Source organism: Cellvibrio fontiphilus (assembly GCF_042646205.1).
GTDB classification, from domain to species: Bacteria; Pseudomonadota; Gammaproteobacteria; order Pseudomonadales; family Cellvibrionaceae; genus Cellvibrio; species Cellvibrio fontiphilus_A.
In genome coordinates this window covers 338,179-353,232 of sequence record NZ_JBHRTF010000004.1, presented here as the reverse complement: position 1 = coordinate 353,232, position 15,054 = coordinate 338,179, and the positions used below count along the sequence as shown (strand labels likewise).

The 15,054-nt window shown below is 53.5% G+C and carries 13 protein-coding genes; 11 read left to right on the top strand and 2 right to left on the bottom strand.

The window, feature by feature from the left end:
* The first annotated feature begins 169 nt into the window (after positions 1-169).
* The 11 genes from ACFODX_RS10175 to ACFODX_RS10125 all read left to right on the top strand — a co-directional run bounded on the left by ACFODX_RS10175 (position 170) and on the right by ACFODX_RS10125 (position 12,636).
* On the top strand, positions 170-2,566 hold the full coding sequence (locus ACFODX_RS10175) for a glucan 1,4-alpha-glucosidase (RefSeq protein WP_378118705.1): 2,397 nt from the start codon (positions 170-172) through the stop codon (positions 2,564-2,566).
* A 147-nt stretch (positions 2,567-2,713) separates the two neighbouring features.
* Complete coding sequence (locus ACFODX_RS10170; RefSeq protein ID WP_378118703.1) at positions 2,714-4,186, top strand: MFS transporter; 1,473 nt, start codon at positions 2,714-2,716, stop codon at positions 4,184-4,186.
* Between the two features lie 175 nt (positions 4,187-4,361).
* Positions 4,362-5,603: an RNA polymerase sigma factor gene (locus ACFODX_RS10165; RefSeq protein ID WP_378118700.1), complete on the top strand. Its 1,242-nt coding sequence runs from the start codon at positions 4,362-4,364 to the stop codon at positions 5,601-5,603.
* Between the two features lie 112 nt (positions 5,604-5,715).
* Positions 5,716-6,078, top strand: a complete 363-nt coding sequence (locus ACFODX_RS10160) for a DUF1428 domain-containing protein (RefSeq protein WP_378118698.1) — start codon at positions 5,716-5,718, stop codon at positions 6,076-6,078.
* Between the two features lie 44 nt (positions 6,079-6,122).
* Positions 6,123-6,527, top strand: a complete 405-nt coding sequence (locus tag ACFODX_RS10155) for a VOC family protein (protein ID WP_378118696.1) — start codon at positions 6,123-6,125, stop codon at positions 6,525-6,527.
* A 27-nt stretch (positions 6,528-6,554) separates the two neighbouring features.
* Positions 6,555-6,941 (top strand): YciI family protein, encoded by a 387-nt coding sequence (locus ACFODX_RS10150; RefSeq protein WP_378118694.1) that lies wholly within the window; start codon positions 6,555-6,557, stop codon positions 6,939-6,941.
* 205 nt (positions 6,942-7,146) lie between these two features.
* Positions 7,147-8,253, top strand: coding sequence for a DUF2817 domain-containing protein (locus ACFODX_RS10145; RefSeq protein WP_378118692.1), 1,107 nt, complete (start codon positions 7,147-7,149; stop codon positions 8,251-8,253).
* Between the two features lie 14 nt (positions 8,254-8,267).
* Positions 8,268-9,020: an alpha/beta fold hydrolase gene (locus ACFODX_RS10140; protein ID WP_378118690.1), complete on the top strand. Its 753-nt coding sequence runs from the start codon at positions 8,268-8,270 to the stop codon at positions 9,018-9,020.
* 313 nt (positions 9,021-9,333) lie between these two features.
* Positions 9,334-9,942: a gluconate 2-dehydrogenase subunit 3 family protein gene (locus ACFODX_RS10135; protein WP_378118688.1), complete on the top strand. Its 609-nt coding sequence runs from the start codon at positions 9,334-9,336 to the stop codon at positions 9,940-9,942.
* A gap of 77 nt (positions 9,943-10,019) precedes the next feature.
* Positions 10,020-11,753 (top strand): GMC oxidoreductase, encoded by a 1,734-nt coding sequence (locus ACFODX_RS10130; protein WP_378118686.1) that lies wholly within the window; start codon positions 10,020-10,022, stop codon positions 11,751-11,753.
* A 22-nt stretch (positions 11,754-11,775) separates the two neighbouring features.
* Positions 11,776-12,636: a sugar phosphate isomerase/epimerase family protein gene (locus tag ACFODX_RS10125; RefSeq protein ID WP_378118684.1), complete on the top strand. Its 861-nt coding sequence runs from the start codon at positions 11,776-11,778 to the stop codon at positions 12,634-12,636.
* Between the two features lie 78 nt (positions 12,637-12,714).
* Here the strand turns inward: ACFODX_RS10125 and ACFODX_RS10120 are convergent, their stop codons facing one another.
* Both ACFODX_RS10120 and ACFODX_RS10115 read right to left on the bottom strand, forming a co-directional pair.
* Positions 12,715-13,479 (bottom strand): TerC family protein, encoded by a 765-nt coding sequence (locus ACFODX_RS10120; protein WP_378118682.1) that lies wholly within the window; start codon positions 13,477-13,479, stop codon positions 12,715-12,717.
* Between the two features lie 115 nt (positions 13,480-13,594).
* Positions 13,595-14,962: an HD-GYP domain-containing protein gene (locus tag ACFODX_RS10115; RefSeq protein ID WP_378118680.1), complete on the bottom strand. Its 1,368-nt coding sequence runs from the start codon at positions 14,960-14,962 to the stop codon at positions 13,595-13,597.
* Positions 14,963-15,054: the final 92 nt, after the last annotated feature.

The window sequence follows — 15,054 nt, the reverse complement described above, 5'->3', positions numbered from 1 at the left end:
TACGTATGCAATCTGAATACGTATGCACCGGCTTGAGTTGGTCAGACTCAACACCTAATGTGACTTGATTGTCATTTCTGCTATGGCTGGAGACTGCTGTAATAATTTCCAGCGCAGAGAATGCTGATAAATAAGAACGTTAAGAATGTATTGATACGAGGATTTTGTCATGAAAAAAAATGTACTCGCCCTGCTGGTGAGCAGCAGCCTATTACTGGGCGCCTGCTCCGATAAATCATCGACAACCTCGGCACCCGCTGCGGTAGCGCCCGGTGCTCCCGGCGCCGCTGCGGTTTGGTCTTATGCCGGAAAAACAGGCATAGGCACCTCTTTTGAAACCTATACCGATGGTGCCTATAAAGATTCCGGTGCGAGTGGAACCATCTCCAAAGTCTGGTTCTCTGTCGCCCAGGGTGTATTGACCGAAACCATGTACGGTTTAATTCACGAGGCACAACTGCAGGAACTGCAATTTTTTATCAAAGGCAGCGACTGGTTGGATGAAGAGAAAAAAGACACCATCTCCAGTATCGAATATTTAAAAACCGATGAGCAGGGTCGCCCGCTGTCGTTGGCGTATAAAATTGTGAATCGCGATAAAGACGGAAAATATGAAATTGAAAAACATATTTTTACCGATCCGGATTCACAGAGTTTGATGATGCGTGTGGTTTTCCGCGCACTCGCTGCCGATGTAACTCCCTATATTTATGTGAACCCCTCCATCGCCAACACCGGCAGTAATGACACTGCAAACTATGCCGATGGCCAGTGGGTAACCACCGATGGTACCAACAGCATGACGGTAAAAACCACTGCTGCGGTTACCCAAAGCACAGTTGGTTTTGAAGGTGTTTCCGATGGTTTGGCAGACCTGCAACAAAATGGCAGCCTGACCAAGCTCTACAACAGCACAGGCAGCACCCCCGGCAATGTGGCCATGACCCTGCAACTGGCAGATGTTAAAAGCGGCACCAACGCCCAGTGGGATCTGGTGCTGGGCTTTGGCAAAACCCCAACCGAGAGTACTGCGGCTGCCGATCAAACTCTGGCTAAGGGCTACGACAAAGTGTTGGCCCATTACAACGGCGATGGCGATGCCATTGGCTGGCAGGACTTTCTGCAAACCTTGCCTGCGCTCGGCAAACTGGCCGCCACCGCCACCGATAGCGGCAAGCTTGCCTACACCAGTGCCATGGTGTTAAAAGCCCAGGAAGATAAAACCCACGCCGGCGCCTTTATCGCTTCATTATCCAACCCTTGGGGCGATACCAAATCGGCGGAAAAATCCGCTACTGGTTACAAGGCCGTTTGGCCGCGCGATTTTTATCAGGTAGCCATGGCTATGCTGGCGCTGGGCGACCGCGAATCACCGCGCATTGCGTTTGAATACCTGGAGAAGATCCAGGCCAGTGAAAAAATTGCCGGCTACACCGGCACCCCCGGTTGGTTCCTGCAAAAAACCCATGTGGATGGCGAAGTGGAATGGGTTGGCGTACAGCTTGACCAAACCGGTATGCCGTTAATGCTGGGCTGGCGCCTGTGGAAAGAAGGCGTATTCAGCGATGCAGAAATCACCCAGTGGTACAACAAAATGCTGAAGCCGGCGGCCGATTTCCTAGTGGATGGCGGTCAGGTGAAAATCCTGTGGAATGACACTCTGATCAAACCACCCTACACCCAACAAGAGCGCTGGGAAGAGCAAAAAGGTTATTCCCCCTCTACCACAGCGGCGATTATTGCTGGCTTGGTATCTGCCGCTGACATAGCGACCCAAGCGGGCGATAGCGAAGGCGCTGCCAAGTACCTTGCGGCGGCGGATAAATATTCCGCCGAACTGGAGGCCAAAACCTTTACCACTAATGGTTCACTCACCGGTGACCTGGGTAATGGCCAGTACTATTTGCGCATCAACGCCAACGAAGACCCGAATGACCGCTCGGCACTGGGCACCAGCAATGCACAGGTGATTGAGGATGAATCGCAAGTGATTGATGGCGGCTTCCTTGAACTGGTGCGCTACGGTGTTCGTTCAGCGACGGACAAACACGTACTGGAAACCATCCCCGAGTACGACAACCAGCAGCTGCCTGACTTACTGCGCACCAAATATGAATTTACCTTCCCGGGGGTAGAGGGTGTTTTCCCCGGCTGGCGCCGTTACGGTATTGATGGTTACGGTGAAGAGATCAAAGGCGGCAAGGGTTATGTGGAAGCCAATAACTCTACCGATGGACGCGGCCGTGTATGGCCCTTCTTTACCGGTGAGCGCGGCCACTATGAACTGCAACTGGCCACCGCAAACGCCTCTCTGGACATAGATGCCCTGCGCAATACCTACGTCAAAGCCATGGAGCTATTTGCCAACGAGGGCATGATGCTACCCGAACAAGTGTGGGATGGCGTAGGTAGCAACGATGCCTACAACTACCCGCTGGGCGAAGGCACCAACGGCGCTACCCCGCTGGCATGGACCCATGCGGAATACATCAAACTCTTGCGCAGCTATAGCGACGGCAAGGTGTGGGACAGAAACGCCAGCACCGAAGCGCGCTACGTTAAGTAAGCACTGCTGCACCCATTAACCCGCTTGCCGGAATATCCGGCAAGCGGGTTTTGATTAGTGAAATTGCACTAGACTGAAAGTAGTCACCCGATCAATAACACCATCACACCAGTCAACAATTAAACCAATAACAAAGGCATCATCACGATGAAACAACCCACTCTCCCCTTTTGGCAGGTTTGGAACGTCAGTTTCGGATTCCTGGGAGTGCAACTCGGCTTTGCATTACAAAACGCCAACGTCAGCCGCGTACTGTCTGACCTGGGCGCAGACCTTCACTCACTATCACTTTTCTGGCTGGCCGCGCCGATCATGGGCCTGCTGGTTCAGCCAATTGTTGGCGCCGCCTCGGATCGCACCTGGAACCGCGTTGGCCGTCGCCGCCCCTATATTTTGGGTGGTGCTATAGCCGCGGCCATCGGCATGCTGCTAATGCCCAATGCATCGCTATTTGTCGCCTTCATGGCGCCTATGTTGTTTGGCGGCATTATGCTCGCCCTGATGGATGGCGCCTTTAATGTGACCATGCAGCCCTTCCGCGCGCTGGTTGCCGATATGGTGCCAGACGAACAGCGTACCCTGGGCTATTCCATTCAAGCGCTCTTGATCAACATAGGCGCGGTGATTGGCTCCATACTGCCGTTTGTATTGACCAATGTAATCGGGCTGGACAATACAGCGCCCAAGGGCGAGGTGGCACCCACCGTAACCTGGGCCTTTTACATAGGCGCCAGCGCCCTGTTCGTGACCGTACTCTGGACAGTTATTCGCACCAAGGAATACGCACCGGCAGACTACAACCGCTATAAAGGCCTGACGGCAGCTGTCGCACCTAGCGTAAAACCCTCGCTGGGCAAACGCCTCGCGAACTTTTGGAAATTGTTCATCAACATGCCCAAAACCATGCGCCAGCTGGCAATAGTGCAATTTTTCTCCTGGTTCTCCCTGTTTATCATGTGGGTGTACACGACTCCCGCGATCACCCAATACATTTGGGGCATAGAAGCCAAATGGTTCGACTCGGATTATTTGCACTCACTGGAGACTATTCCGCCTGAAATCGCTGCCGCCAAAGGCGCCGCGGGCGACTGGGTGGGTATTATTTTCGCCGCTTATTCACTCTTTGCCGCGCTCTTTTCCATAGTGCTTACGCGCATTGCCAACCGTTTTGGGCGCAAGCTCACCTATTCGCTGTCGCTGCTCGCGGGCGGTCTGGGCTACCTGAGTTTTATCCTCTTCCAAAACGCCGAGGTGGTGCATGTAGACCTGTTGGTGACCCAGGTGGACATCCCCCAAGGCGCGCTGGATTTGTTGATTCCGATGATTGGCATTGGCATCGCCTGGGCCGCTATTCTGGCCATGCCCTACGCGATTCTGGCGGGTTCATTACCGGCGGACAAAACCGGCGTGTACATGGGCATTTTCAATTTCACCATTGCCGCGCCGCAAATTGTGTCTGGATTGGTGGCAGGGCAAATCCTGAAATATGTATTCCACAACGAGGCGATTTACATAGTGATGCTGGCCGGTGCTTCCATGATTCTCGGCGCACTTTCCGTGTATTTTGTGCAGGACAGCGCCTCCAATCGCGATACCATTGCCGTACCTCAGGGGCATTAAGCTGCTCAATAGGGTTCAATAGCACCAACCAACCCGTTGCAGGTTCGCTTGCAACGGGTTTTTTATTGCCCGCGGCAGCTTGTTTGGCGCACTAGCGGGTGATCAAAACATTATTAAACACTCCGCGAAAAAGCCCTGTGCTATAAACGCTGCTCACCATTGCGCCGGGACGCTTATGCCAGCAACAATCGAAAGCCAGATCAATGCCATTTACCGCACTGAATCGCGCCGGGTGCGGGCAACGCTTATTCGTCTACTTAACGATTTTGACCTGGCCGAGGAGGCAACCCAGGATGCCTTTGCCGCCGCGCTGCAACAGTGGCCAATAGAAGGCGTGCCGCAACACCCGCGCGCCTGGCTGGTCTCCACCGGGCGCTTTAAAGCGATTGACCAGTTGCGCCGGCGAGCGCGCTTTCATAGCGCTCTGGGGGATATAGCCGAGTCACTGGAAGCCGCCAGCAGCGACAGTGATGACTGGGATGAACAACTGCTCGCCGACGACCAGTTGCGTTTGATATTCACCTGCTGCCACCCGAGCCTCGCGCCGGAAGCACAACTGGCACTCACCCTGCGCGAAGTCTGCGGCCTGACCACAGAAGCCATCGCCCGCGCCTTTCTCACCAGCCCCAGTACCCTTGCACAGCGCATAGTGCGCGCCAAAAACAAAATCCGCGATGCGGGCATCCCCTACGAAATTCCCGGCCGCAGCGAATTGCCCACACGTTTGGATGCCGTCCTGCAGGTTATCTATTTAGTTTTCAACGAGGGCTATTCGGCCACCTCCGGCAGTGAATACATCCGTCAGGAATTAGCGCAGGAGGCGATTCGCTTGGGGCGACTGGTCGTGGAGCTGCTACCGGAAGCAGAAGCACAGGGCTTACTCGCGCTGATGCTGATTCAGGACTCGCGCCGCCTGGCCCGGCTTGATACGCAGGGCGATTTGATCCGTTTGGAAGATCAGGATCGCCGCCTCTGGGACAAGGAGCAAATTGCCGAGGGTGCCGCACTGATCCAACGCGCCCTGCCCAGCGGCGAAGCCCACAGTTATTGCATCCAGGCGGCCATCGCCGCACTCCATGCCCAGGCCCCGAGTTTTGCCGATACCGATTGGCAGGAGATTACCGGTTTCTACGACCTACTCCTGCAGATAAACCCCAGCCCCATAGTAGAACTCAATCGCGCCGTTGCGCTGGCGATGCGCGATGGCCCCGCCACAGGCCTGCAATTAATTGACGATTTGCTCGCCCGCAACCAGCTAATTGACTATCACCTCACCCACGCCGCACGCGCTGAATTCCTGCAGCAATTAGGCGACCGCGAGGCGGCCAAAGCGGCCTTGGAACAGGCGCTGTTATTAGCCCCCCAAGCCGCCGAACAGCGCTTTTTGCAGCGGCGGCTGGCAGCATTGGAAAAATAATATTCAGGCGTGTCGATTTACTGCCGGCGCAATCGACTATTGGATGAAGTTGTCATTTTGTCGCCTTCATTTAGGCCTGCTGATTGTTTCTATTATCCAAAGGAGAAAGGTTATGACTCATTATGTCGATGGTTTTTTACTGCCGATTGCACCGGAACATATTGTTGAATACCAAAAAGTAGCGAACCTCGCCGGCGCCGTGTGGAAGGAACATGGCGCCATCGCCTATTGGGAATGCCTGGGCGATGACCTGGATATTCCCGACATGGTTTCCTTTAAAAAATCCGCCGGCTGCAAGGACAACGAAACCGTTGTGCTTGCATGGATTGTCTATCCATCGCGCGCGGCGCGCGATGAAATTAATAGCGCCGTGATGGCAGACCCACGCCTCAAGGATATGTGCCAAAACGATTCGCTATTTGATTACCGGCGCATGGCTTACGGCGGTTTTAAAGAATTGGTACGCCACGATTAATTTATCGCCCACCACTTTATTTTTAGCCGCGCAGGAATTGCCTTATGCCGACACAAGTATTTATTAATTTACCGGTGAAAAATCTGGAGAAATCCAAAACTTTTTTTGCTCACCTGGGCTACACATTTAACCCACAATTCACCAACGCTGACGCCGCTTGCATGGTAGTGAGCGACACAATTTATGTAATGCTGTTAACCGAAGCTTTTTTTCAGGGATTCACTAACAAAACAATTGCCGATGCACACCAGAGCAAAGAAGTTTTAATTTGCCTCTCCTGTGAGAGTCGCGCGACGGTAGATGAATTGGTAAAAAAAGCCTGGGAAGCAGGCGGTACTGCACCTATGCCCGCGCAGGATCACGGCTTCATGTACTACCACAGTTTTGAAGATTTGGACGGACACCACTGGGAGGTGATGTACATGGACCCTTCCCATTTACAAACCTGACAATCCGCACGCACAGGAGCAGCTGCAATGAAATATCTATGCCTCGTGTATTACGACGAAACTATTATCAACAACATGAGCGCCGCCGAGTGGAAGGCGCTCAACCGCGAGTGTGAAGCCTGCGGCGCAGGTTTGCATGAAAGTGGAAAAATGCTGGGTGGCAACGCTTTGCACCCCACCAGTACAGCAACTAGCTTGCGCATTCGCGCGGGAAAAACGCTGGTAACCGACGGCCCCTTTGCAGAAACCAAAGAGCAGCTCGCCGGATTTTATTTACTGGACGCTCGGGATTTAAACGAAGCGATCCAGCTGGCCAGCAAAATTCCACCGGCGCGTTTGGGCACCATTGAAATCCGCCCGGTGCGTGAATTGGATCCGGAAAAAGACGAGCGTTTTGTCCAACAGTTTGCGTAAAAGAATCAGCACCACTTTCTGCCGGGATTTCGCTACACACAAGCGTCATAAAAGTGTAAAAAACTCTTCGTTAAAAGCCGCTATGCTCAATCGATTAAGGACTGCTTGCAGTGAATTGTTTGTAGCAAATTGTTTGTAGCGAACTGTTTGTAGCAGATCGCTTTTAGCAGATCGCTTGTAGCGGATTTTTTTGCGGATTGTTTACATGAATATGCACAGCGCCACTGACACCGGAAGCAGCGAGGCAAGATTTGCCGGCGCGCACCTCACTGACCAGCGCGGTGCAGCAGCAGTCAAAGATTTCCAACAAAAAATCCCGGAATTATTACAACTTGAACGGCTGATGCGCGAGCATGGAAATTGGTTGCGCAGCCGCTGTGAAACAACCCTGTTGTATCGCGACCAGCACTTCCCGGTCTATTCACTTTCACTCGGCGCGCAATCGGCCAAGGCGCCGACGGTGTTGTTTACGGCAGGCATTCACGGCATTGAGCGGATTGGCAGCCAGGTATTAATCGCCTGGTTGCAGTCGCTGTTGGAGCGTTTGCAATGGGATGCGGAGCTGCAAGAGCGACTGCAGCAAGTGCAGTTGGTGCTTATGCCCATACTCAATCCGGTGGGCATGTATCTCAACCGGCGCGCCAATGGCAATGGCGTGGATTTGAATCGCAACGCACCGATTGATGCCGAAGGGCGCGTGCCGGTACTGGGCGGCGGCCATCGCATTGGGGCCTTTCTGCCCTGGTATCGCGGGCGCCGGCAGGGGCAGATGGAAGCGGAAAATATCGCACTGGAAAATCTCTTGCGCCGGCAAGTTCTGAATCGCCCGTTTGCAACGGTGGTGGATCTGCATTCCGGCCTCGGTATGCGCGATCGCCTCTGGTTTCCCCATGCCTATCGCAAACAGGCCATAGGCAATATTGCCGAGTATTTGGCATTAAAAACCCTGTGGGAGCGCAGCTACCCCAACCACACCTATATTTTTGAGCCCCAATCGATCCATTACCTTTCCCACGGCGATCTGTGGGACTATTTTTACTACCAGTCGCTCGCCCATCAACAACCGCATTTTTTACCGCTAACCTTGGAGATGGGTTCCTGGCTGTGGGTAAAAAAACGGCCGCGCCAGTTATTGAATGCGGCCGGTTTATTCAACCCGCAAACGCAACATCGCCACTCGCGAGTATTGCGCCGCCACTTATTACTGTTGGATTTTATGGTGAGTGCCGCACTCAACCACAGCAACTGGCTACCCGATGCCGCACGTAGCCAGCAGCTAAAACAGCGCGCGCAGGATTTATGGTTTGATTAACAAGGAATAACAACATGCATTTCATTTTACTGCGCGGTCTGGCGCGTGAAGCGGGTCATTGGCTGGAGTTTCCCGCCAGTTTGCGCAACAGCCTGGGTAGCCACTGCAAGGTTCACTGTATCGACTTTCCCGGCTGCGGCAAATACCACCGCGCCCCAGCCCTCAGCTCCATTACCGCTATGACCGACCATGCCCGCACAGAAATGCAGACGCGCATTCATCAATCACAGGGTGAGCCGGTTTATCTGTTGGGGATTTCTATGGGCGGTATGGTCGCCCTGGATTGGGTACAGCGTTTCCCCCAGGAAATCAACGGCCTAGTGCTTATCAACTCCAGCAGCGGCAACCAACCTTTCTGGTGGCGCCTGCAACCGGGCGCCTGGCCAACCATGGCACTTGCCCTGCTGCTACCGGAGCGCCAGCGTGAGGCGCTGGTATTGCGCCGGGTGAGTAATCGCCCGGTGGATTACCAACAGCGCCTGCAGCAGTGGCTGGCGATTCAAGCGCAGCGCCCCATCAGCCGTGAAACCATCATCACCATGTTAGGCGCAGCCGCCCGATTTGTTCCACAAGTAAGCCACTTCCCCCAGGGGTTGATATTGGCCAGCCAAAAGGATCGCCTGGTCTCCGTGCAGGCCAGCAAGGCACTGGCGCAGCGCTTTCAATGGCCGCTGCACATACACCCCAACGCAGGGCATGATCTGCCGATGGATGACGGCGATTGGGTTGTACAGCAGCTTGCCCAATGGCTACAGGGAAAGCGCTAAGCTAAAAACCTTTTTTGGCGCAGACCAACACCCGCTCGCATTTGCTGATTAGCAGCGAAAAAGTGACTTTTCCTCGATTGTAAACGTTTACATATTTACAAATATTGACTTCGCTTTTCGCCAAGTGAATCTACACTGACACTGAAATCGCCCAATATTGGGGCGATTTCAGCACAGACACGCATGGCATTCATCGATTAAGCGCTGGAGAGAGAGGGTTCAACATAGAACCACGTAATAAGCCGCTGCGGTTCTGACACCTGGTTCGCCAGATGTGCTCACAATCTATTGACCAATAACAACGAGGCTCTCCATGACCTTTCCGGCTCTATCTCTGGGCGGCACTGACGCATCCCGTCGCGCAGCCCTGAAACAATTGGCATTTACCTGTGGTTTAGTCCTGTCCAGTGGCTCGCTCTCCGCCCTGGCCGCCAGTTTAGCGGCGCCCACCGACTTCAGTCGCCGCCAAAAAACGCTGCTGGATAGCGCGCAGCTCAAGCTACTGCAAACCCTGGGCGAGATTATTATCCCCGCCACCGATACCCCTGGCGCCAGCGCGGCGGGTGTACATCATTTCATCGATCACTTCATGGTCTATTGTGCGAGCAAGCAGGAGCAACAGCAGTTGCTCACCACCCTGGCCCGCTTGGAAACCGCGGCCCAAAGTGAGTTTAGCAAGGCTTTTTTAAGCCTCGCCCACCCCCAGCAATTGCAGCTACTCAATGCGATGGAGCAGGCACAACAGGGCTTCAGCCAAAGCGACCGCCGCGGCTTGAAACAGCTCAAATCACTCGTCGCATTTGGTTATTACACCTCTGAACCTGGCGCTACCAAAGAGCTGGCTTACCTGGCGATCCCGGGTGGTTACAAGGGCAATTTCAAACTGAAAGCCATAGGTCGGGCCTGGGCGCAGAATTTTTAAGCCCCCGCTCACACGCGCTTGTTTTGCACTCACATTCGCACAGGTGACAACACCTTTTACATTGGTGACATAAGATCATGGAAAAAAATATTTACATCATCAAAGCTCAGGAAGTGTTTGATGCAATTGTGGTCGGCTCAGGTATTACCGGCGGCTGGGCCGCCAAAGAGCTGACCGAAAAAGGACTCAAAACCTTAATGGTGGAACGCGGCCGCCCGGTGGAACACCGCAAGGATTATATCGGCGAGGGGCTAACCGCCTGGCAGATGCCGTTTCGCGGTGAAGTCGAGCAAGCACTGGTCGATGAGCAGCATTACGTGCAGAAAAAATGCTATGCCTTCAACGATGCGACCAAGCATTTTTTTGGCAATGACAAAGACCTCCCCTATAGCACCCCCAAAGGCAAACCCTTTGATTGGATTCGCGGCAATCAACTTGGCGGCAAGTCACTGCTCTGGCATCGCCAATCCTATCGCTGGAGCGACCATGACTTTAACGCCAACGCACGCGATGGCGAGGGCGTCGATTGGCCGATTCGCTACCCGGACTTAGCGCCCTGGTACGACAAAGTAGAGCTACATGCTGGCATTAGTGGCTCCAAGGAAAATCTGGAAATCCTGCCGGACAGCCAGTTCTTGCCACCCTTTGAAATGAACCCGGTGGAAAAAGAAATGAAGGCGCGGATCGAGCAGAAATGGAGCACCCGCAAACTCATTATCGGGCGCACCGCGCACTTGTCGGTGCCGGCACCGCAACATCTGGCGCAGGGCCGTATGCAATGTCAGGCGCGCAATGAGTGCCAAAAGGGCTGCTCCTTTGGCGCCTATTTCTCCACCCAAAGCTCGACCCTACCCGCTGCGCTGGCAACCAATAAGCTGTCCATCGCCACCAACAGCATTGTTCACAGCGTGATTTACGACCCCAAGACCAACCGTGCCACAGGGGTCAGGGTGATAGACGCCGAAACCATGGAAACCCGCGAGTATTTCGCCAAGGTCATCTTTTTGTGCGCCTCTACTCTGGGAACCACCCAGATCATGCTCAACTCAGTGAGCGAGCGCTTCCCCAATGGCATAGCCAACTCTTCCGGTGTACTCGGTCATTACCTCATGGATCACCTTTACGGCGCTGGCGCCAAAGGCCGCGTGGAAGGTTTTGAGGATGACTACTACTCCGGTCGCCGCCCGATTGGACTGGTCATGCCACGCTTTCGCGACTACAACGAAAAAAGCCCCAACTTCAAACGCGGCTATTTCTACATGGCCGACGCCCAGCGCGCCGGCTGGGAACAGATGAGTTCCAGCGACGGGTTTGGTGTGGACTTCAAAGCGCGCCTGCGTCAACCCGGCCCCTGGTATTTCAACCTGAGCGGCTCGGGCGAGATGTTGCCGCGCTATGAAAATCAGGTGTCACTGCACCCAACCCTGAAAGACAAATGGGGTATGCCGCAGCTGCACATTGACTGCTCCTTCTCCGATAACGACTGGAAAATGATGGAAGACATAGCCGATACCGCTGCCAATATGCTGGAAACCATCGGCCTGAAGGATGTCACCAAAGACATACGTGCAAAACGCGACTGGCACCCGGGTTTATCCATCCACGAAATGGGCACAGCGCGCATGGGTAAAGATCCGAAAACATCGGTGCTTAACGGGTGGAATCAGGCGCACGATGTGCCCAACCTGTTTGTTACCGATGGCGCCTGCATGACTTCATCCGCATCGCAAAACCCTTCGCTGACCTATATGGCACTTACCGCCCGCGCAGCCGATTACGCGGTGCAACAACTTAAACTCGGCAATATTTAACCCACAAAAAAAGGTAACTACTATGACTTTGTCCAGCACGATAAAAGCAATAACCATGGCGGCTATCGCCAGCGTCAGCATCTCTACCATGGCCGCCGATGTAGCACCCACGTCACCGCAATTGAGCGTGCAGTTGTGGTCGATTAAAGATGATGTCGCCAAAGACTTTGAGGGCACCCTCAAGAAGCTGAAGGCTATGGGTTTTCAGGGCGTGGAGTTCGCCGGCAATTTCGGCCCCTATGCCAATGACCCCAAAGGCCTCAAGGCGTTTCTCGATAAAACCGGTTTGAAAGCCTCTGCCGCCCACGTGCCCTTTGAAAAACTCAACGCCGAAAACTTTGATGCGACTGTCGCTTTCTACAAAGCCATCGACTGCAAATACCTGATTATTCCCATGGATATGCGCGCCTTTACCACTGATGGCGCTAAAGAAGTCGCCGCCGATTTGGCCGCCATCCAAACCAAACTCACCCCCCATGGCATGCACACCGGCTACCACAACCATGAAGGTGAAATGCTGGGTGAAATGGGTAAAACCCCTTGGGATGTGATTGGCGGCAATACCTCACAAGCCGTGGTATTGCAGCAGGATGTGGGTTGGACTGAAGTGGCCGGCAAAGACCCTATCGCTTTTATCAAAGCCTACCCGGGTCGCACCATTACCACTCACTACAAAGCCTCGGCGCCCAAACCCGGCAACACCGAACACCCGATCATCGGCCAGGACACTACCGACTGGAAAGCGCTGATTGAGGCCAACAAAACCTACGGTGGCACCCTGTGGTTAGTGGTTGAGCAGGAATCCTACCCTGAAGGTATGACGCCAATGCAGAGTGTTGAGGCATCGCTCAAAGGCCTGCAAAAAGTGATCAGCGAAATGTAATCACCCGCTGGGGTAAACCAATAAAAAAGCCGATCGATTGATCGGCTTTTTTATTGGTAAGGCGACAAGCACTAAGGCTTAGTCGCGCGATCCGGTTTGATCGCCGGGGTAATCCTTGCGCAGCTCTACCGGCTTGTCCTGGGTTTTGCGCATTTTTATGTTAATCATCTCCACACCCAAGGAGAAGGCCATAGCAAAGTAGATGTAGCCTTTAGGCACATGTACATCAAAACCTTCCACCAACAGGGTGAAGCCTACGATCACCAGGAATGACAAAGCGAGGATTTTAATGGTGGGGTGTGAATCCACAAAATCGCCAATCGATTTGGCAGCAAACAGCATCACCCCTACAGCGATGATAATTGCCGTAGCCATGATTGGCACCTGATCCACCAAACCAACGGCGGTGATCACTGAATCCAGCGAGAACACAATGTCCAGAATCGCGATTTGCACCAGCACAATCAATAAACCATGGGCGGCAATATTGCGCTCGGTTTCTACTGCACCTTCCAGGCTGCTGTGAATTTCATGGGTCGCCTTGGCGATAAGGAACAAACCGCCGCCGATCAAAATAATATCGCGCCCGGATATTTCCTGACCTAGAACACTGAATAGCGGATCTACCAAACCCATCACCCACGCGAGCGAGAAGAGCAACGCCAAACGTGTGAGCATCGCCAGGCCCAAGCCTACATTGCGCGCAAATTTGCGTTGGTGTTCTGGTAGACGGCCCACCAAAATGGAAATAAAAATAATATTGTCGATGCCCAGCACTATCTCCAACGCAGTGAGCGTTGCCAGTGCAACCCAGGCTTCGGGGCTTGCCAACCATTCAAACATGATATCTCTCTCGGTAATAGTGGATGCCGCGCTAAGCGGCGCGCCATTCTAACCAGACATAAAAAAACCGCATTAGCTAAATGCGGTTTTTTTACTGCAACTTAACAGCTTGCGTCTAGCCGCGGGTTGTGAGGCGACTGAGCAGCGCCATCAGCCCCTTTTTCTCGGTACGCATCAAATAATGATCGCGAATACCGGCAATATCCACATCGTAAGTACCCGGCTCAAGGTCGCGGGCAATTTCGATCTTTTCAACTTCGTGGCGGCTTTTTTTGCCGGAATCAATCAGTTCCTGTTTGCGTTTATCATCTTCCGATAAGTCCAATAACAGGTATTCACTCATGGGTTGTTTGAGCGTATCCAAAACAACTATGACTTTGGGCTTCAAGCGGCGCTCAAAATTCTGCTCCACTACCACGGCCACTTCACCGGTACTCAGCTCCACCAGAGTTCCGGTTGGGTATAGTCCAATGGCGCGGATAAACTCCACCACTAACTCTTCCTGGAACTGGATATTGCGCAGTTCATACAATTTGGCCACTGCTTTTGAAGGCGCAATGGGGTCGCGTGCGCCGCGAGGGTTGGTGACATGATCGTAATAGGTCACTATGCCGGCGATTTTGCCCATCAGCGGGATTTTGTCGCCCGACAACCCCTGGGGGAAACCGCTGCCATTCAAGCGCTCACAGTGCGTTTTCACCACAGCAATCACACGCGGCTCAACACCTTGGGTTTTGCGTAGAATCTCGCAGCCTATCTCCACGAAACTCTCGTATACCGCCTCCTCCTCTGGAGTGCGATTGAGGTTGGCAATCAGGGCAGCATCCAACATCACCTTACCGACATCCTTGAGCAGTACCCCCATCGCCAACACATCCAGATCGCGCTTGGGCAGGCCTATGTGACGGCCAAATAATATCGCCCACACCGAGGAGCGCACCGCATGGCTGTAGGTGTATTCATCCTTTTCCTGCACTCGCGATAGCCAGGTGAAGGCGTCCGGGTTGCGCACCACGCTGTCGACCATTTCGCTGGCGACGCGTTTGGTCTCCCCGAGAGAGATATCATCAAACTGGTTTTTCTCCAGTTGTTCCATCACTTCCACTACCGCGCCATAGACCTTTTGGTGAAGTTGGCGCGCCTGTTTTACCTCGCGCTGTAATGGGGTGACGTCGCGGTAGAGGCCGCGCTGGATTTTGAGAGGTGCAAGGGTTTCATTGAAGCTGTTGACCCGCTCGCGGGTACTGGTTTTTTTGGCTGCGGGGGCAATGGTTTTTAGATTGGCAGAAATTGGCCCACGCCCTTTTTCCACGTCGATGTACACATAGTTGCACAATGCCTTGAGCTGATTAATTTCGCCAAGATCGCGGAGATAAAAACCTTGCAGGGGAAAAGGCGTCTGGGACCAGGGGCGATCCAGACCGGAGATATACATACCGATGGTTAATTCGTTGACGTCAACTTTAACCTGTTTAATTGCCACGCCTAGCTCTCCATATCACCTAATGGTGTTATCAGCCTTATTAGATCAGGGATACTGGCTTTAAGAGACGCCAGCAATCGTAGGGTACCGGG